This window comes from Aquimarina sp. EL_43 (assembly GCF_943422735.1).
Classification (GTDB): domain Bacteria; phylum Bacteroidota; class Bacteroidia; order Flavobacteriales; family Flavobacteriaceae; genus Aquimarina; species Aquimarina megaterium.
This window is the reverse complement of record NZ_CALSBR010000001.1, coordinates 1,952,121-1,973,248: the sequence shown is the minus strand read 5'-3', so window position 1 is coordinate 1,973,248 and position 21,128 is coordinate 1,952,121. Positions and strand designations below refer to the sequence as shown.

Sequence of the window (21,128 nt, the reverse complement as noted above, 5' to 3'; positions counted from 1 at the left end):
TCATTCTGTTCTTAAGCTTTTTATAGGGTTCATTGACGCTGCTCTGAAACTTTTCCAACCTATAGTCATAAATGCAACTAATAGAGTTATACAACCGGCCAGAATAAATACCCACCACTGTATTTGTATACGGTAAGCAAAATCTTGAAGCCATGTATTCATGAGATAAAATCCAAGAGGAAATGCTATCAAAAAAGAAATACATACCAGTTTCATAAAATCAAATGAGAGCATAGTGATAATTTGAGGTATTGTAGATCCTAATACTTTACGAATTCCTATTTCCTTAAATCGTTGCTCTGCTGTAAAAGTTACCAGGCCAAATAATCCCAGGCATGCCACAAAAATGGTGAGCAAAGCAAATATTCTAAGGATAGTTCCCATTTTTTGCTCTTTCAGATAGGTTTGATTGTACAACTCATCGAGCAAGGCATAGTTAAAGGGTTCATTTACTTTAAAGTCGTTCCATATATTTTCTGCTGTGGCAATTAACCCTTTCATGTCAGAAGTTTTTGCTCTTACAATAAGCCCCGAACTTGGTTCATTAATCATTATTAGAGGATCTATAGTTTGATGTAATGATTTGAAATGAAAATCTTTTACCACTCCGATCACAGAATATTGTCTTGTACCTCCTTCATTATCTATAGACATTGTTACTGCCTGACCAATTGCATTATCGGTAAATCCTAAAATCCTGGCAGATGTTTCGTTAATAATCAAATTTGTGGTCTCTGATCCTTCGCCTATGGTAAAATTTCTTCCTGCAATCAATTCCATTCCCATCGTTGGGATATAGTGTTCATCAATATTGTATACAACGGTTCTTCTAATAGCATCAGAATCCTGATCTGGATAAATACTCGACATATGATTATAAGATGGTCCTGCAGGAATATGGCCAGACATTGTAATGTTGGATACTCTTGGGTCTTTAAATAACTGTTCTTTAAAAACTTCTTCATTGTTCTTTAACATCCATGAATCCCTTAATACCAGTATTTGATCTTTTTCATAACCTATATCTTTATTTTGAATGAAAGACATCTGTTGATCTACTACTATAGTTGCCAGAATAAGACCTACCGATATCGCAAATTGAAAAATCACCAATCCACTTCTTAATCCTTTACTATTACCTGTGTTGGTAAATTTGTTTTTAAGTGCAGTGATGGGGGCAAATGATGAAAGAAAAAAAGCAGGGTAACCTCCGGCCAAAAAACTAATAATGATTCCTAATATTAATAAATACATTAGTACCTGAGGACGAAGAATATAAGTTATATCTAATGCTTTTGCAGACAGGTCATTAAACAATGGTAATGAAATCATAACCAGAATTAAAGCCAAAACCATAGCTACCATAGTTGCAATAAAAGATTCTATCAAAAATTGTTTAATTAATTGACTTTTTGGTGATCCCAATACCTTTTTTACTCCTACTTCTTTAGCCCTTTTTGATGCTGCTGCTGTAGAAAGGTTCATAAAATTGATACAGGCAATAATTAAGATAAATATGGCTATTGCTCCAAAAATGTATACAGTTTTTATATCACCACCAGGCTCTAGATTGGTAGCATCTGCAAAATCTGAGTGAAGATGAATATCGGTCAAAGGTTGTAGGAATAATCCAATGTCATTTCCTTTTCCATTAAACTCTTCAAAAGTCATCCCCATAGATTTTTTTATCTGCGGCCCCATATACTTACGCACAATTTTTGGTAGTTTTTCTTCTACATTTTTATAATCTATACGCTTATCAAGAACAAGATAACTATGGTAACCAGATTCTATCCATTTGTGTTCTTTTGCAGCTGCAAATCCTTCCATAGACCCAAAAGCATCAAAATGAAAGTGAGAATTTGCAGGCACATCGTTAATTACTCCTGTAACCGTATAGCGTTGATTCCATTCTTTAAACTCCAAAACTTTTCCCAGAGGGTTTTCATTTCCAAAATACTTTGATGCTAATTTTTGAGTAATAACGACAGTATTAGGTTCTTGTAATGCTGTTACAAGATCTCCTTTAATGAGTGGCAACGTAAATACCTGAAAAAAATTAGGGTCTACATATGCAAACTTTTGATCTCTAAATGTGTTGTTTTTATAGGTGATTTGGGGTGTTCCGCTTGATTTAATACGAGTTGCCTGTAAAACCTCTGGAAACTCTTCTTGTAATGTATATGCAACAGGGCCTGGTGTAACAGCTTCTTTTATTAGTTCGCCATTCATCTTTCCTTTTAGCACTACTCTAACAATTTGATCTGCTTTTTTATAGTGGCGATCATAACTTAATTCGTCTACCACAAAAAGAAATATAACAAGAGCAGTAGCAATCCCTATGGCAAGACCCAGAATATTAATGGTAAACAAACCTTTGTGTTTCAAAAGGGTTCTCCAGGCTACTTTGATATGGTTTTTTAACATAATGGTTGTTTCTTAATTGATTTAAAATCACATATTATTCATCTCTTAGCACATCAACGGGGTTTCCGTTGGCTGCCATAAAACTCTGCCAACTTACCGTAAGCAATGTAATACCAAGTGCCATTATACCTGCAAGTACAAATATCCACCAGCTAAGATTTGTTTTTAATGCAAAGTTTTCTAACCACGAATTCATCGTATACCAGGCCACAGGAATCGCAATTATAAATGCAATCCCAACCCATTTGATAAAATCAATGTTTAATAATTTCAGGATCTTAAAAATACTTGCTCCATTTACTTTTCTGATCCCTATTTCTTTTTTACGTTGTACGCAGGTATACGATGTTAACCCAAACAAGCCTAATGCTGCGATAAATATTGCCAGAAGCGTAAACATCCTGAAAGCAGCACTAAACTCTTTATCATCATTATATTGTGCTTCAAACTTTTTATCTAAAAATGTATAGCCAAAAGTACGTTGTGGTAGTATTTGTTTCCATTTTTCTTCTATCTGGGTAATCGCTTTATTGTATCCCAAAGTAGAAGCAACAGTGTCATCAAATTTTACTAATAAATTATTACTGCTATTACCGTGTAAAATAATCATAGGATGTACTCCTTTTTTTAATCCAAAATGATGGTAATTTTCAATAACCCCAGAAATTACCCATTCTCTTCCAAAAAAGCTTACCGTTTTATTGATTGCATCATCTGGATTAAAAATTTCCATTTCGCGCATACAAGCTTCATTAATTATAACCGTATTGCTATTTCCTTTGGGATTGTTTATAAAGTTATTTCCGGCAAGAAATTGAATATCTAATACATCAAGATAATTACTATCTGCTGTATAATTATAAAATATTTTTTTGCTATCCTCTGTTCCGTTGGGGTATTTCATTCCTATGAATGATGATAAATTATCATAACCATCCCCAGGATAGGTTTGAGTTCTTGCTGTACCGTATACAAAAGGAAATTTTTGTAGCTCTGTTTCAAGAATTTTACATTTTCTTCTAGCCAGAGAATCTGTCATATTGTTTAAAAATTCACCATGAAAAGAAATAGTTTGATTTAATTCTGCACCAATCGGTTGCTTTTGCATAAAATCTATTTGTTTAGTAATAACTAACGTACCAATAAGCAAAACGATAGTGGCTAGAAATTGCAAAACAATCAATCCTTTTCTAATGTTTAATCCACTGGCAGAAGTGCGTATTTTTCCTTTTAATGCTTTTGAAGGTGAATATCCGCTTAATAAAATAGCTGGATATAGCCCTGCCAGAACTACCCCTATTACAATAAAACCAATGATAGGTAATAACTGAGTAATAGTTGAAGTCTGTATTACCAGTTCTTTTCCTGTAATATTATTATATAACGAAAGCATACTTATAGTAAGTAAAATGGCGATCACAATAGCAATACCATTTAGAACAACAGATTCTGTTAACGATTGTAAGATAAGTTGTAAGCGTTGTGCCCCAGCCACTTTACGAACACCTACTTCTTTGGCACGCTCTAATGATTTGGTTGTAGATAAGTTAATATAGTTAAGCCATGATAATAACAATACTATAAAAGCGATTGCTGTTAAGAATTTTACTCTGCTGATACTTCCATTGGCTTCAGCTTCATAAGGTTTATTAGAATATAGGTGAATATCTTCTAGAGGTTCTATATTATACCTTTCATCTTCATCATCTTCAAAATCACTAGCAATCACTTTACTTTTCAGAAGGGCTTTATCAGCATTTTTATCAATTTTTAAATACGTATAAAAATTACAATGTCCCCAGTTTAATTCTTTTTCTACATCTGATGCAAACCAGGTTGCATAAGTATTTAAAGAAATCAGGAAATTGGTTTTCATATGGGTATTCTCGGGAATATCTTTTAAGACCCCAGTTACCGTTAATAGCACTTCTTCACCTGCATAAAAACCTGATAATGTATTTTTTATAGGGTTTTGTGTTCCAAATATTTTTTTAGCAAAAGACTCTGTAAGTACAATGGTATTAGGTTCTTTTAATACATTTTGTTTATCTCCTTTTAAAAGTGGGTAATTAAATATTTCAAAGTAGGTTTCATCTGCCATGGCACCTTTGGATTCTTCAATGATTTTTTCTTCATATTTAAAAGTCACTTTATCAAAACGGTAGAGACGTACCTGCTCTATCACTTCAGGAAATTCTCGTTTTAATGTAGGGCCAATAAGATTAGCAGTTTGTGCATCAGATACTTCAAAAACATCACCTTTAAGAGCATCCATATACACACGGTATACATTCTCTGATCCCTCAAAAGTATCATAGCTACGTTCGTAATTCACATAAACCATGATCAAAATAAAAGAAGCAACTCCTATGGCTAATCCCAAAATATTAATAAAAGAATAGAGTTTGTTCTTTAAAAGATATCTAATTGCTATTTTAAAATATAAGGTGCGCATAATATCGTGATATTTAAGCCTCACAGGTTTTAAAAACCTGTGAGGTCTGTGATGTTTTTATTATTCTGTTCGTAAACTTTTTAAAGGTTTAATAAATACTGCTCCGATAGATTGGTAGCTTATGGTTAAAATAGCTACTACTATTGCCAGGGTTCCTGCTATCAAAAATATTCCCCAACCCATGTTAATACGATATGCAAAATCTTCTAGCCATCGGCTCATCAAATACCAACCAATAGGAATGGCAATACTTATTGAAATTATAATCAGTTTTAAAAAATCTAATGTCAATAATTTATATATACTCTTAAAAGGGGCTCCTAAAACCAGGCGGATGCTAATTTCCTTTTTACGTTGCTCTACCATAAAAGCAGAAAGAGCAAATAAACCAAGACACGCCACAAGGATTGCAAACAAAGCAAAACTGACAAATATCTTGCCTATACGTTGTACATCTTCGTGCATTTTAGAAAAATCCTGGTCTAGAAAGCTATATCTAAAGGATTGGTTAGGAACATTTGTATCCCAAATTGTAGCAATTGATTTTAATACTTCATTTATATGATCTGTTCTTAAACGTACAGAAATCATCCCTGGACTATTATTTACTGCCATTGCCAATGGCTCAATGTCATTTTTTAAGGTTTCGAAATGAAAATCTTCTACTACACCAATTATGGTCCAGGAGTGTCTTCCATTAGTTATTTTTTTTCCTAAAGGATTCTCAAAACCAAAACTCTTAGCCATGACCTCATTAATGACCATAGCGTCGGTAGAGTCTGAAGCTAATTCTCTTGAAAAATCTCGTCCTTTTTTTATACGTATACCCAAGGTATTAATGTAGTCGTGATCTACTTCCCATCTTTGTGCAGGAACAGCTACACCATCATTTTCTTTTCCTTTTTCTTTAAAAGTATTTCCGTTTCTTTTTGTTCCTTCGATAGGTAAATAATCACTAACAGAAACTTGTTTTACTTCGGGTAATTTTAAGAGTTGATCCTTAAAGTTTTGTGTCTTATTTTCCAAACTTTCTGTGCCTTGAATAACCAGAACTTGTTCTTTATCATAACCCAGTTTTTTGTTCATAATATAATTCATCTGTTGGTATATGATTAATGTGCCGATGATAAGAACAATGGATGTAGTAAATTGAAAAATAACCAGGCTACTTCTTAGTTTACCACTTTTACTACCTGTACTTAAACTTCCTTTCAATACATTTACTGGTCTAAAAGCAGAGAGGTAAAAAGCAGGATATAATCCGGCCAAAATCCCAATGCATAATGCCGAAAACAGTAATACGGATAAAAACCACCATTGACCCCATGGTACAATCAAAGTTTTTGAGGCAATCGTATTAAAATACGGCAGTAATACCCATGCCAGTAATACTCCCAAAACAAATGAAATGATACTAAACAAGACTGACTCGGTGATGAACTGAGAAATTAAATTTCTCCTAAAAGCTCCTACCGTTTTTCGCAGCCCTACTTCTTTGGCACGATTTGCTGATTTGGCTGTAGATAGGTTGATAAAGTTAATACATGCCAATAGCAGAATAAATATTGCAATGGCACCAAACAACCATACAAAACGAATATCACCATGTTTTAGCCCATCACTAATATCTGTTGATTTTAGATGGATATCACTCACAGGTTGTAGCTTGAATTGATAGCTTTTTAGAAAATCAATTTTATCAAACCTGTTAGATTCTCTAGCTGTAGGAATCATATAATCTTCAACAATAGAGAACATTTTTTGTTCTAATTCTTGTATATTGGTATTATCATTCACCAAAACATAAGTGTGATAATTCTGCGCACCCCAATTATGTTTTTCATAAGGATAAAAATCCCTGCCCACCATTGTCATCAGAAAGTTGTACTTAAAATGGGTGTTTTCTGGTGAATCTTTCATTACACCAGTGATTTTATAAGGTTTCTCTGTATTATTATCTAAAATCAATGTTTTGCCAATAGCATCTCCGTTAGGGAAATATTTATCAGCTTTTGCTTGAGAGATTACTATAGTTCCTGGTTGGGATAAAGCACTCTTGGTACTTCCTTGTGCAAGTGGTATTTCTAAGATTTCTAATAACTCCTGATCGGCAAAAATAAATCCATTTTCAAAAATGTTTTCTGTTTCTCCTTCTATTCGAAGCTCTTTGTTTCCGGTACCAAAAAGTTCGCTTGTAAGAAACCTCCCTGACTTTTCTATTTCAGGAAAGTCCTTTTTTAGTGCTTTAGCAAAAGGTGCAGGATAATGGGTCCATTTAATAAGTTCACCCTTATGTATTACTTCTGTATACACCCGGAAAATTTGTTTTTCAGAAACATAATGCTTGTCATAGCTCAATTCATCTTTGATAAAAAGTGCGATCAATACACACGCCATTATCCCAACAGCAAAACCTCCTATTTTGATGAACGTAAACATCTTGTCTTTTAAGATACTTCTCCAGGCTATTTTTAAATGATTTTTTAACATAACTGTTGTTTTTAAATGATGATTTATTCTTTTCGTAAGCTTTTTATGGGATTCTGTAATACAGCAGAAACTATTTTGCTGCTCACCGAAAAAAGCACTACAAATAAGGCTAGTAATCCTGCCATAATTAGATAGACGAATTTGACACCTTCATGATATGCAAAAACATGTATTATTTTATTTGCTATGAAATAAACCGTAATAAGCCCTAATGTTGCGGCAATACAGAATAATATCATGTACTCTCTAAGTAGTATTAGAAAAATACTTTTCGCATTGGCTCCCAGTACTTTTCGTATTGCTATCATTTTTTGTTGAGTTTTTAACGAAAAGGATACCAGACTATATAACCCAAGTACTGCCAATAGTATAGCTAACACCGAGAAAAAAATGAAAATATTGATTGTACCTTTTAATGAGTTCAAATAACTGCTGTCAAGATTGTCATCCAAAAAGCTGAACTCAATGGGGTTTTCTGGAAAATTATTGTTAAAAAGTGTATTGACCAATGTTTGGGCTTCTGCCCTTTTATTTGAAGCTACTTTTATGGTTACATACGAACTACCCGAGTCTTGATCCATAAAAAGAATCATAGGTGGAATTTTCTTGAATGCAGTATAATCATTAAAATCTTTTACTACACCAATCACTTTTAAACGACCATTATCGATTTTCTTACCCAGGGCATTATTCCAGCCAAACAATTCTAATGCAGTTTGGTTTATGACACATGCACTTTGGATATCTGTAGCATAATCTTGAGAAAAATCTCTTCCTTCTATTAGCTTCATTTGGTAGGTTTTCAAAAAATCGTAATCTACACTGTGTGACCTAATCACAGCCTTTTCATTAGTTTCATTATCCTCCCAATCCATACTTTGTTGCCTTCCGCCACCAAATGGACCCGAATCTGATATAGAATAATTAAGAATATTTGGGTCTTGTAATAATCGTTCTCCTATTGTTTTAAGTACCTCTCTGTCTTCTTTATTGGTAACATCTATAAATGATACTAATAAATCTTCTTTTACAAATCCAATATCTCGTTGTTCTATATATTTAAACTGCTCTATAATAAGTATTGAAATAAATACCAGTGGTATCACTAATACTAATTGAAAAACAACCAGAGCTTTTCTTAAACCAGCACGGCGTTTAATAGACGAATTACCTTGAAGAAAAGAAGAAATCTTTAAGGATGTAAGAAAGAAAACAGGATATAAACCAGCCAAAATACCTGCCAGAAGTGAGCCAAGCATAGCATATACAAAAAATGGCCAATCCTGACTAAAAACAATAGATAAATTCTTTCCGACAATCTTATTAAACAGTGGAAGAAACAATAGCACCAAACCTATAGCAATAATAAAAGAAATAGATACCATAACCAATGACTCGGTAATAAACTGATATCTTAAATGGCTCTTTGTACTGCCCATAACCTTTTTGATTCCTATTTCTAATTCTCTCTTCATAACCTGGGCAGTGGATGAATTTATATAATTTAACAAGCTGATTAAAGCAGTAAAAATTACAACTGCAAGAAAAAGATACAGTGTAGTAATCTCACTCCTATTTCCTCCTCCTCCTCTTACCTTAGACGTTTTCATATAAATGTCTCTAATAGGTCTAAGACTAAGTAGTTCTTGAATTCCATCTTCCAGCTTAAGATGATTTGTTAAAAACCTTCTTATTTTTTCCGATACCTTGCCGATTTCTGCATTATTCCTTAGCTGAACATAAGTAGATGCATTATTTGCACCCCACCCCGCATCGAGTGTATTTCTTGTAATGGTTTCATATGAGCTAAAAGATAGTAGGTAATCAATCTTTAAATGAGAATTATCGGGATAATCAGCAAATACACCAGTAACTACACAGTCATGTTTTTTATCGATACGTATTGTTTTTCCGATAATATTACTTTCTGGGGAGAGTTTTTTGGCTAATGATTCTGAAAGTACTATGTTCATTGGGTTTTCTAAAGAGCTGTTCTGGTCACCTTCTACAAATTTTAAAGTAAATAGTTTTAAAAATTCATTATCTGCAAACAATCCATTCTTTTCGTGATACATTGCATCATTAACGCCCAGGTAGTTTGCAGTAATTCTTATACTGGTAGCATTAGTAATTTCAGGAATAGAGCTTTGCAATTCATCTGATAATATATAAGGTGTACTATCCCAAATATCACTTTGAATACTACTTACATATGTTCTTTCTATTCTAAAAAGTCTATCATAATCGGTATGAAATACATCATAACTATTCTCATGATTTATATAAAAAAGCATAAAAATCACCGCCGATAAACCTATGGTGAGTCCACCAATATTTACCACCGAATACCCTTTGTTTCTTTTTAGGTTTCGCCAAGCGATTTTGATATAGTTTTTAAACATAACTGTTGTTTTTTGATATTGATTAGCACCTTTAGCACTAGATGATGATTTATTCTGTTCGCAAGCTTTTTACCGGATTGGCAGTTGCTGCTTTAAATGCCTGTACACAGACAGTTAATATTGTAATACCCATAGTAATAGCACCTGCTAAGGCAAAAATCCACCAACTAATCGAAATTCTATATGCAAAACCTTGTAACCAGTCTTCCATATAATAATATGCAAGAGGAGTAGCTATGAGTAATGCTATAAGTACCAGTTGTACAAAATCTTTAGTAAGCATATTAATCACATTCCCTACGCTCGCACCTAATACTTTTCGAATTCCTATTTCTTTTTTCTTCTGCTCTGCCATAAAGGAAATCAGTCCAAATAAACCTAAACAACTGATTAAAATAGCCAAACAGGTAAATACAATTGATATTTGACTTAGCCGTTTTTCTTCAACAAATAATTTTCCGACTTCCTTATCAACAAAGGTGTACACAAAGGGTGTACTAGGATTTATCGATGTCCAGCTACGATCTAGATTAGCTAACAAGGTTTTAAAATCTGTAGTTTCTGTTTTAACGATAAGCCATCCTGGTTCACTATCATTGAAAAGTAAGATCGGAGCTATTGATTCTTTTAGAGAGGCAAAATGATAATCGGCTACAACTCCTACAATTTCAAACACAGAAGTTTCTCCTTCATATGTTTGTATCAATTTAGAAGTTAATGCGTTATCGATATCGATATCAAAGGCATCAATTGTAGCTTTATTAACGATAACCTGAGTACTATCATTAGCCCGTAAATCACGACCAACAAGCAGAGGTGTTCCTACGGTTTTAAAATAATTATCACTAACGCCATTGTATTTAACCAATGTTTGATTTGCAGGATTTTCTCCTGGAAGGTGCAATCCCAAATCGTTCATTATATATTCTGATGGATAGTGATTACTCCCCGCAACATCGGTAACTCCTGATACTGTTGATATTTGAGATCGCAGTGCATCAAATTTTCCTATCGCCTCATCAGTTCCTAAACGAATTGCAATAAGGTTTTCTTTGTCAAACCCCATATCTTTAGTTTGTGAATACTCTACTTGCTTATTCACTATTATTACTGCAGCTATCAAGGCAATTGATACAATAAATTGAAAGACAACTAATGCCTTACGGAAGTTCCCGCTACCTGTTGATACATTAATGGTGCCTTTAAGTACCTTAACTGGTTTAATGGCCGATAGAATCAAAGCTGGATATGCTCCGGCAAATAACCCACTAAATATGCTTAATGCCAGTAAAGGCATTAAAATTTTCAAATCAAACAAAGCAGTGTAGTGTATGTTTCCCTTGGTAAGTATATTAACAAAAGGTAATACTAAGGCTGTTATAGGAATACTTATCACTAAAGCAAATAGAGATAGTACTATTGATTCTCCTAAAAATTGACGTATTAAGGATCCTCTATTTGCACCTACCGCTTTTCTTACTCCAATTTCTTTGGCACGTTTATTTGCCCGTGCCGTACTTAGATTAATAAAGTTAATACATGCTACTATCTGGATAAATAGAGCAAGAATAAGTAGTAAGTATAAATATTGAATATTCGAGACGGTATCAATCTGATTAGAAATTCCCTTAGAGTAAAGGTGAATGTCTTTAACTTTTTGTAATAATAACGCTTTATCAAAGCCTACCGCTGCCAAATTTTGTGCTCCACGATTTTGCAAAAATGCAGGTAATTTTGCTTGCAGTTGCTTCTCATTAGACCCAGGCAACAATTTTACATAACTATGTACAAAATTCTGAGTTGCAAAGTTTTGTTCATTTCTTACAAACTCTCCCAACCCAGGAGAATTCATACTTAAAATATAATTTGGATTAAGATGAGATTTTGTGATGTTATCTTCAAAAACCCCTGTAATGGTCAAAATTGATTCATCCTCACCACTGCCTAAAACCAAATTTTTGTGTAACGCTTGCTCAGCACCAAATAATTTTTTAGCTAATGTAGCAGAAAGGACAACAGTATTAGGATTTACTAGTGCACCAGTAGCGTTACCTTCTTTAAAAGAATAACTGAATAGATTAAAAAACGTTGGATCTGCCAAATACCCACGAGATTCATAATAGCTTTTTTTACTATCCTGAACTCGCAATAACGCATCATTACCTTCACCAAAATATACAATACGACAAGCTTCTTGTACTTCTGGAAAATCTTCCTTTAAAGCAAAAGCTATAGGAGGAGAACTTGTAGCTGCATTAAAATCTGCACCACCATTACCATTACCCGTAATTACAGTTCTTATTCTATAAAGAGATTCGGCATTTTCATGATGTGTATCATAACCCAATTGAGCAAATACATATACTATGATACTTAGACAGCAAACGGTACCTACAGTAAGGCCTAGTAGGTTTATACTTGTCTGAAGTTTATTTTTTGTAAGACTTCTCCAGGCTATTTTTAAGTGATTTTTTAGCATAACTATCGTTTTTTGATGATGATTTATTCTGTACGCAAGCTTTTTACTGGATTTGCAATTGCTGCTTTAATACTTTGATAGCTTACAGTCAATATCGAAATCCCAACAGCGAGAAAAGCCGCCATGACTAATACCCACCCACTAATCTCTATTCGGTATGAAAAATCTTCTAGCCACTTACTCATAGCAAACCATCCTAACGGTAGTGATACCAATATTGCTATTCCAACAAGTTTAAGAAAATCAATAGTAAGTCTATACGTAATCTGACTTACACTAGCCCCCATCACTTTTCTAACCCCAATCTCTTTGGTTCGTTTTTCTGCATTAAATGCAGCCAGACCAAATAGCCCAAGGCAAGCAATTAGGATGGATAGAATGGTAAATATGATAAAGATCCTACCCAATCGTTGTTCTGCCTGATAAGTCGTATTGAAAGATTCATCCATGAAATAATAATCAAAAGGCTGACCTGGAGATATTTTGTTCCAGATAGTTTCAATTTGCGCTATGGTATTAGAGAAATCTCCTGCATTAAGTTTTACTGCCATTGATCCAGGACTATTATTCAGCGAAAGGCTCAACGCATCAATATCTCTTCTTAAAGATTCATAATGAAAATCCTTAACTACTCCTACTACGGTTCTAAATATAACTTCATCTTCTTCATAATCCGATGATAATCGCATCCCAAGTGCTTCTTCTGGTGTAACTCCTAAAACAGCTACAGCCGATTCATTAAGAATCATCGCAGTAGAATCTGTACTAAATTGTCGATTAAAGTCTCGTCCTGCAATAATTTCTAAGTTTAGAGTTGATACATAATCAAAATCAACATTCCAATCATTCATATTGATTGCTTTTTCATGATCATCTTTGAGCCCTTCTCTATAAAATGTACTATTGCTTCGAAATGATGGTGTTGGTAAAAAACCACTTACCGATGTACTTTTTACCTGACTTAATTGCTGTACTTCTTCTTTAAAAGAAGCTATTTTGTTTTCCGCAGCATATACATCATCTATAATTAAAACCTGATCTTTTGTAAATCCTAAATCCTTATTTTGGATAAATTGTAATTGTTGAAAAACAACCAGAGTACTTATAATCAAAAACACAGAAATGGCAAACTGAAAAACAACCAGAGAATTTCTGATTTTTCCTCCTCCTATACCATTTTCGGTTATACCTTTTAATGCCTGGATAGGTTTAAATTTTGACATAAAGAATGCTGGATAACTCCCTGAAAAAAGGCTTAATATTATTACTGAAGCCAACAAAATCATCCAGAAAAATGGGTTGGCAAATGGTATAGAAATCTCTTTTCCTGCAAGCTCATTAAAAAAAGGAACCGAAATTGAAGCCATTGTAATGGCTAATACTAATGACATAAAAGAAATCACTCCAGATTCTACCAAAAACTGTCTGATAAGCTCTGATTTATTAGAACCTAATGTTTTACGAACTCCTACCTCTTTTGCTCTCTTAAGGGAATGAGCAGTAGATAGATTCATGAAATTAACACTTGCCAGAATAATCAAAAATAATGCGATAAAAGAAAGAATATAAACGTTTTGAATATCGCCATTAGCACTTAATTCTGGATATCTACTAGAATGTAGATGAATATCTGTTAAGGCTATGGTGCTAAAATTAAGATAATTTCCTGAAGCCAAAAATTGCTCTTCTGTTATCCCTGGCGCATATTTTTGTACTCCGGGAATTACATAGTCTCTTAATGCAGATTCTAAAAAAGTATCAAAATCTTTGATATCTGCGCCCGGTTTCAACTTAATAAAAGTTGGATAATTATGGTTTCCCCATTCGGTAGAGGTAGCATCTTCATTTCCGGCCATCGCAATAAAAATAGTATGGTTTCTAATGAAAGAGTTCTCTGGCATATCATCTATCACACCCACCACTGTATATGTATTGCTATTATCTAATATCATATTTTGTCCCAAAGCCTGGTTCATCCCAAAATGTTTTTCTGCAGCAGTTTTGGTTAGGATCAAAGTATTAGGTTCTTTTAGAGCTGTCTTCGGATTTCCTATCAACAAATCAAGGCCGAACATTTCGAAAAAAGTGGTATCTACATAAGTAGCTCCTACTTCTTTTATATTTAACTCGGTATCACTTTTTCTGATAAACACACTCCCCAGATTCCTAAATCGTGTGGCCAGTTCTATCTGTGGATAATCTCTTTTCATGGCTTCGGCCATAGGAGCCGATACTTCGGCATATTCTTCGGCATTTCCTCCAAATTTTACATCTACATTTATCCTATAGATACGATCAGCATCTGCAAACATTTTATCAAAACTCAATTCATCGTAGATATACAATGAAATCAATAGTCCTCCTACCATACCAATAGCAAGACCAAATGTATTTAGGAAAGTAAAAAAGGGTTGCTTTTTAAGACTTCTCCAGGCTATTTTTAAATGATTTTTTAGCATAACTGTCGTTTTTTGATGATGATTTATTCTGTTCTCAAGCTTTTGATTGGGTTTGTTCTAGCTGCTTTAATAGCGTGAAAACTAACTGTTAGTAATGCTATTGTTAAAGCCAGAAATCCTGCTAAGGCAAAAACCCACCAATTTACTTCAACTCTATAAGCATACACATTAAGCCATTTATTCATCGCATACCAGGAAAAAGGTGTAGCAATAACAATTGCAATACCTACCAATTTGATAAAGTCTTTAGATAAAAGCGTTACTATACTTGTAACTTCTGCACCTAATACTTTTCGAACGCCTATTTCTTTAGTTCTTTGCATAGCACTATAAATGGCTAAGCCTAATAATCCTAAACAAGCTATTAGAATAGCTAGAAATGAAAACATGGTAAATAGTTTCTTAAACTTAAAATCAGCTTCATACTGTGCATTAAAAGAGTCATCTAAAAAACTATATAAGAACGGACGATGAGGAACTAAGGCAGACCATTTATCTTCTATATCTTTAATAGTTGCCTGAAGATTTTGAGATTTTATTTGTAAAGAAAAATACCTACTACTACCGGGTTCTAATCGTAATGCTAAGGGGGCTACTTCTTGGTGTAAGGATAAATAATTAAAATCTTTTACTACCCCTATGATTGTACCTTCTTTACCCCATTGTTCAAAACGTTTTCCTATAATTTCTAATGGATCTGCATATCCAAAACTTTTAGCTGCTGCTTCATTAATAATCATAGAAGAAACAGTATCTGTTGCGAAGTCTCTAGAATAAGCTCTACCGGCAACTACTTCAATATCATAATGAGGTATAAAATCAACATCAACTTCATATAAAAAAGGGCTAAAAGATTTCATTGGACCCTCTTTTGTTTCTATATCGGTTCCTGCTGCTGGGAAATGACCTCCAGGGACTGTTCTTGAAGCCGAAACTGAACTAATATCTGGATGATTTAAAAATTCACTTTTAATGGTTTCTATGTTATCACGTACTTGACCATCCCAATTGAAATCAATAACTAACTGTTGCTCTCTATCAAAACCCAGATTCTTATTTAGCATATAATCCAATTGAGAATATACTATTACGGTACTAGCTATTAAAGCAATAGAAAGGCTAAATTGAAATACTACAAGCCCTTTTCTTAGGTTAACTCCTTTTTTTGAAGTTCTAAAAACCCCTTTAAGTACACTTGATGGTTTAAAATTAGATAATATAAAAGCGGGGTAACTTCCTGCTAATATTCCTGTAACCAATGCCGTTCCAAAATACAGTGAAAGTGTAATACCATTAAAAATTTCGTTGACTAAAAATTGCTTTCCTGTTATAGTATTCATCCATGGAAGACATATAATAACCAATACCAAACCAATTATTGCAGATAAAAAAACCATAAGCAATGACTCTCCTAAAAACTGATAAATCAAGCTTTTTTTATCTGCTCCTATTACTTTTCTTACTCCAACTTCTTTTGCGCGTTCTAGCGAACGGGCGGTAGCAAGGTTCATAAAATTAATACAAGCAATTATAAGTATGAAAAATCCAATAATCACAAAAATGTAAATATTTGATAAATTACCTGTTATCCCTGGTTGACGAGCAGCTTCAGAATTTAAATATGTATCTTTTAAGGGTTCGAATGAAATGTTATAGTAATATTCGGCTTGTTCAGAAGGTCTGTTTTTTTTCAAAAAGCCAGGTATCTTGGCTTGAAACGCTGCTTGATCAAAATTATCAGCTACCAAAAAATAGGTGTAAAAATCTACATATCCCCAAGCATCAAAAACATCGGGTCTAGTTTGATGAAAAGAACTCATAGACATGAGTATATCAAAAGAAAAATGTGAATTGGAAGGCACATCTTTCATTATACCAGTAACTGTGTAGATACCATCACTAGCTCTACCACCAAAGCCATTAATGCTTTTACCCATCGGATCCTCATTACCAAAGTATTTTTTTGCTATACTTTCGGTTAACACTATAGAATGTGGTGCCTTTAAAGCTGTCTCTGGGTTTCCTGAAACTAAAGGCCAACTAAATACATCAAATACTGTTGGATCTACATAAAAACAGTTAGCTTCTTGAAAAGAACGTTCGTTATAATTTAATAAAACATCAGACCTTCCTGAAAATTGAACTTTTTCAACAACTTCTGAAAAATCATTTTTTAATGCTGGCCCAACTGGTGCATTCCCCCATATCCACCTATCTTCTATATTATCTTTACTACTATGGTGAACTACTCTATATATATTATCTGCATTTTCATGATAGCTATCATAGGAAAGTTCGTTCCTTATAAACAACGTTATAAGCAAAAAGCAAGTCATTCCTATAGCGAGACCTCCAATATTTATAGCAGAATATCCCTTGTTTTTTAATAGGTTTCTCCAAGCAATTTTTAAATAATTCTTTAACATAATATATCATCTATTTTCAAAAACTGTCAGGTACAAAAAACCAAACAGGTTATTAATTGTTTATTCTATTCGTAAACTTTTTATAGGATTAACAGTAGCAGCTTTTATGGCTTGATAGCTAATAGTAACCATAGTAATTGTAGCAATTGCTCCTATGGCCAGTGCAAAAACCCACCAATCAATTGTTATTCTATATTTATAATTTTCAAGCCAATTATTCATAACATACCAAGCTAGCGGTGATGCTACTATGCCTGCAATAAAAATTAGTTTTAAGAAGTCCTGTGTGAACAATAATAAAATGTCTCCAACTTTACCTCCCAAGACTTTTCTAATTCCAATTTCTTTCCTTCTTTGAGCTACGAAAAAAGAAATCAACCCATAAAGTCCCAGGCAACTAATAAAGATAGCTAATCCTGAAAATAATTTTGACATTAGTAAAAAGCGTTGTTCATTTTCATATTGCCGAGCTACATGCTCATCCAAAAAACTAAATTCATATATATATTTAGGAAATATTTCTTTCCAACGCTGTTCTATCTCGGCCAATAATACATCTGTATTTTGGCTGTCAATTTTAATTGCTATTTCGTTAAAAGCATTTGATTGGGGAGCTATAAAAACTGGACTAATATCTTTATGAAAGTTTTGATCATGAAAATTCGCTAGCACTCCAACTATCGTAGCTTTAATATTTCCTCCATTAAGTTCGACCTGTTTACCGATAAGTTCTTCTGATGACGCAAGACCTAATTTTTGCGCAACCATTTCATTTACTACTACCTCAGTAATAGAATCATGAACATAAAAATTGCGACCTCTTACCAATTTAAGGCCAAAAGTGTTTATATAATTTTCATCAGCCAGTTTTGCAGAAATATAAAATTCTTCATACTCTGCTCTGTTGTTGTATCGAATACCTGTAGTCCAATTACTATCTGTTCCTCCCGGGCTTGTTAAACACGCAGTGCTACCTTTAACCCCAGAGATTTTTCCAATACGTTCCATCAAACCTTCTAATTTGATAGTTTCTATCTTTTCTGGGATATCTACCATAACAATAGCGTCTTTATCAAAACCTAAATCTGCATTGATGGCGTAGCTAATCTGCTTTCCTATAATAATAGTTGACACAATTAATACTATAGAAATCGAAAATTGCATGGTTACCAAAACTTTACGAGTCAGTTTACCTCCAGTATCTTTTTGAGTCAGTTTTCCTTTAAGTGCTAATGTTGGTAGAATACGTGCCAGTAAAATACCTGGGTAGCTTCCTGCAAAAAGAGAGACAAAAATCAGTAGTACTAACACAAAACCAATAACCTTAATATCGAGTAATGATGTTATAGAAAGGTTAAGCATAAAAAGCTCATTAAAAGATGGTAACACTGCTATCGCAATCGCTAAGCTAACTATGAGCGCAAACAGACTGATAATAAATGTTTCTGAAATGAATTGCCAAAAAAGATGTTGCTTAAAACTTCCTAGTACTTTTCTAATTCCTATTTCCTTAGAACGAGTAAATGCCTGAGCTGCAGAAATATTAATAAAGTTAATACATGCTATTGTAATAATAAAAAATCCTATTAATGCAAAAGTCCAGAGTAGACTTACATTAACACCTCCATATCTATTATCAAAATGAATATTATCTAGTGATTGAAGCTTATAGCGATGTACATTTTTGCTTGTTGGGCGATGTTTTGTGACCAGTTGAATTAAGCTTTTTTCGATCTGGGCTATATTCTGGTTTGGATGAAGTAAAGCAAAACACATCAGGCTACCACTAATTCCTCCCCAGGATTCACTATAAATAAAATTATCATAGTGTTTTAGTGTTTTATACGAGAGGAATATTTCTCCCTGAATCACCGTATTTTTTGGTAAATTTTTAAGTATACCTATGACCTGAATAGTTTCTTTATTTTTTACTACTAATGTTTTTCCCAGTGCATTTTCATCGCCAAACATTTTTTTTGAAAAGCTTTCTGTAATGTATGCTGTATTTGGTTGATTCAAGGTCTGATCTCCGAGTTTTTCAAGTAATGGAAAATTTAAAATCTCAAAAAAATCAGGTTCTGCGAAAACAACATTTTCTCGAAACCGTAATGATTTTTTATTAGCTGTACCGTTAATCTGCCAATCTTCTCTGGTATAAATATTTGCAACTTTATCAGCATAGTCATAATCGGCTTTAAAACCCTTTGCAAATCCTGGTGGTACACTTGATTCATAATCAACATCATCTCGATGTTCTTCAGTTACTATTCTGTAAATTCGATCTGAATTTTTGTGAAAATTATCAAACTGCAAATGATAATTTACAAATAGAAAAATCAAAATAACACAGCTAAAACCAAGGGATAATCCCAAAATATTGATACTAGCAAAGATTTTTCGCTTTTTAAGGTTTCTCCAGGCTATTTTTAAGTGATTTTTTAGCATAACTGTCGTTTTTTGATGTCAGGTTTTGATTGATCTGATGTTCAATTTATTTTATGAATCGTTGCTTCACCTAAAATTATTCCTTTATTTATAGAAGGGTTCCCATTATAAGCCACAGTTGCCTCTCCGTATGCAGTAACTTTTAAATGATCTGAGACTCTTACTCTAAAATTACTTTCGCCATATGCTGTGATCTTAGTATTTTCGTTAATCATCCCTAAAGTGTTCACTTTTCCTTCTCCATACACTGTATATTTTTGATCGTTTACACTACCTTCTTTAATTTCCAGGTAACTTTCTCCGTAAATAGAAACACGTAATGAGTTTACTTTTAATGAATTCATCGTCATTTTAGATTCTCCATAGATTTTTAATCTGAAGTCATCTCTTTTTATTGGGCTTTTACATTCAATTATTTCTTCTCCTCTTATTGAAAGTTCTCTGAGTTGGGTATATGTTATGACAGCAGTTACCATGGTTCCCTTATAGATAGGTTTCTTTCTTTCCCAACCATTTTCGTTTGTTTTCACTGTTTTGGTTGTTGTTTTGGCTCCATCCAAATACATACGAAGTGTATTTCCAGCTACCTCGATATTAATTTTTTCCTGTGGTACCCGTGTGTTTTCGATCATAACACTTTCTTTTTCACCTTCAATAAAAGTCACCTGGATATGCGGACTTATAATTACTTTATCAAAATGTTGTACAGCTATTGCTTCTGATTGAGCCTGGCATAGATTGATACAAAAAAGTAATATTGCGATTGCTATGTGGTATAAATATTTTATCATGACTTTGGTTTTAATGGTTTATTTAATGAGTTACCCATTAACCTTAAAAGGTTTGTTTTGGCTTTCGGTTACAATTTGTCCATCAAACAGATTAATAACTCTATGCGCATAATGCGAATCTCTGTCTGAGTGCGTTACCATAACAATGGTAGTTCCTTCCTGATTAAGTTCGGTAAGCAAATTCATAACCTCGATACCATTTTTAGAATCAAGATTTCCTGTAGGTTCATCGGCCAAAATAAGCTTGGCATTAGTTACTACGGCTCTGGCTATAGCAACTCGTTGCTGCTGCCCTCCTGATAATTGCTGAGGGAAATGTTTTTCGCGATGCGCAATTTTCATTCGCTCTAGTACCTGTTTTACTTTTTGCTCTCGTTCGCTCTTTTTCATGTTAAGATAAATCAAAGGGAGCTCTACGTTTTCAAAAACGGTAAGTTCATCAATCAAATTAAAGCTCTGAAATACAAATCCAAGGTTTCCTTTTCTAATTTTGGTACGTTGATTTTCTTTCAATCCACCTACTTCCTCACCATTAAAGTGATAATACCCTTCATTAGGGTTATCCAACATACCAATGATGTTAAGTAAAGTAGATTTCCCGCAACCTGATGGTCCCATTATGGCTACAAATTCTCCTGCTTCAACTTTTAGATTTACATTATTTAATGCCAGAGTTTCGACTTCCTCGGTTCTAAAACTCTTTTTTATGTTCTCTATCTGTATCATTTTTTGATTGATTTTATTTTCTAAATGC

General features: G+C 33.5%; 10 protein-coding genes. All 10 read right to left on the bottom strand.

The window, feature by feature from the left end; all coding sequences use genetic code 11:
* From NNL09_RS08930 to NNL09_RS08885, 10 genes are read right to left on the bottom strand one after another with little or no spacing between them, the layout of a single operon-like run.
* Window positions 1–2,427: an ABC transporter permease gene (locus NNL09_RS08930; protein ID WP_196910898.1), complete on the bottom strand. Its 2,427-nt coding sequence runs from the start codon at window positions 2,425–2,427 to the stop codon at window positions 1–3.
* Between the two features lie 34 nt (window positions 2,428–2,461).
* The gene (locus NNL09_RS08925; RefSeq protein WP_196910899.1) at window positions 2,462–4,882 is read right to left on the bottom strand and encodes an ABC transporter permease; all 2,421 of its coding nucleotides are present in this window, start codon (window positions 4,880–4,882) and stop codon (window positions 2,462–2,464) included.
* A gap of 60 nt (window positions 4,883–4,942) precedes the next feature.
* Window positions 4,943–7,372 carry an ABC transporter permease gene (locus NNL09_RS08920; protein ID WP_196910900.1) on the bottom strand — a complete coding sequence of 810 codons (2,430 nt, stop codon included), beginning with the start codon at window positions 7,370–7,372 and terminating at the stop codon, window positions 4,943–4,945.
* A gap of 23 nt (window positions 7,373–7,395) precedes the next feature.
* On the bottom strand, window positions 7,396–9,774 hold the full coding sequence (locus tag NNL09_RS08915) for an ABC transporter permease (RefSeq protein WP_196910901.1): 2,379 nt from the start codon (window positions 9,772–9,774) through the stop codon (window positions 7,396–7,398).
* A 49-nt stretch (window positions 9,775–9,823) separates the two neighbouring features.
* On the bottom strand, window positions 9,824–12,253 hold the full coding sequence (locus NNL09_RS08910) for an ABC transporter permease (RefSeq protein ID WP_196910902.1): 2,430 nt from the start codon (window positions 12,251–12,253) through the stop codon (window positions 9,824–9,826).
* Window positions 12,254–12,276: 23 nt separating this feature from the next.
* On the bottom strand, window positions 12,277–14,712 hold the full coding sequence (locus tag NNL09_RS08905; RefSeq protein WP_196910903.1) for an ABC transporter permease: 2,436 nt from the start codon (window positions 14,710–14,712) through the stop codon (window positions 12,277–12,279).
* 23 nt (window positions 14,713–14,735) lie between these two features.
* Window positions 14,736–17,138 carry an ABC transporter permease gene (locus tag NNL09_RS08900; protein WP_196910904.1) on the bottom strand — a complete coding sequence of 801 codons (2,403 nt, stop codon included), beginning with the start codon at window positions 17,136–17,138 and terminating at the stop codon, window positions 14,736–14,738.
* A 60-nt stretch (window positions 17,139–17,198) separates the two neighbouring features.
* On the bottom strand, window positions 17,199–19,583 hold the full coding sequence (locus NNL09_RS08895) for an ABC transporter permease (RefSeq protein ID WP_196910905.1): 2,385 nt from the start codon (window positions 19,581–19,583) through the stop codon (window positions 17,199–17,201).
* Between the two features lie 41 nt (window positions 19,584–19,624).
* Complete coding sequence (locus tag NNL09_RS08890; protein ID WP_035095984.1) at window positions 19,625–20,374, bottom strand: head GIN domain-containing protein; 750 nt, start codon at window positions 20,372–20,374, stop codon at window positions 19,625–19,627.
* Between the two features lie 30 nt (window positions 20,375–20,404).
* Window positions 20,405–21,100 (bottom strand): ABC transporter ATP-binding protein, encoded by a 696-nt coding sequence (locus NNL09_RS08885; RefSeq protein WP_025665224.1) that lies wholly within the window; start codon window positions 21,098–21,100, stop codon window positions 20,405–20,407.
* Window positions 21,101–21,128 lie beyond the last annotated feature (28 nt).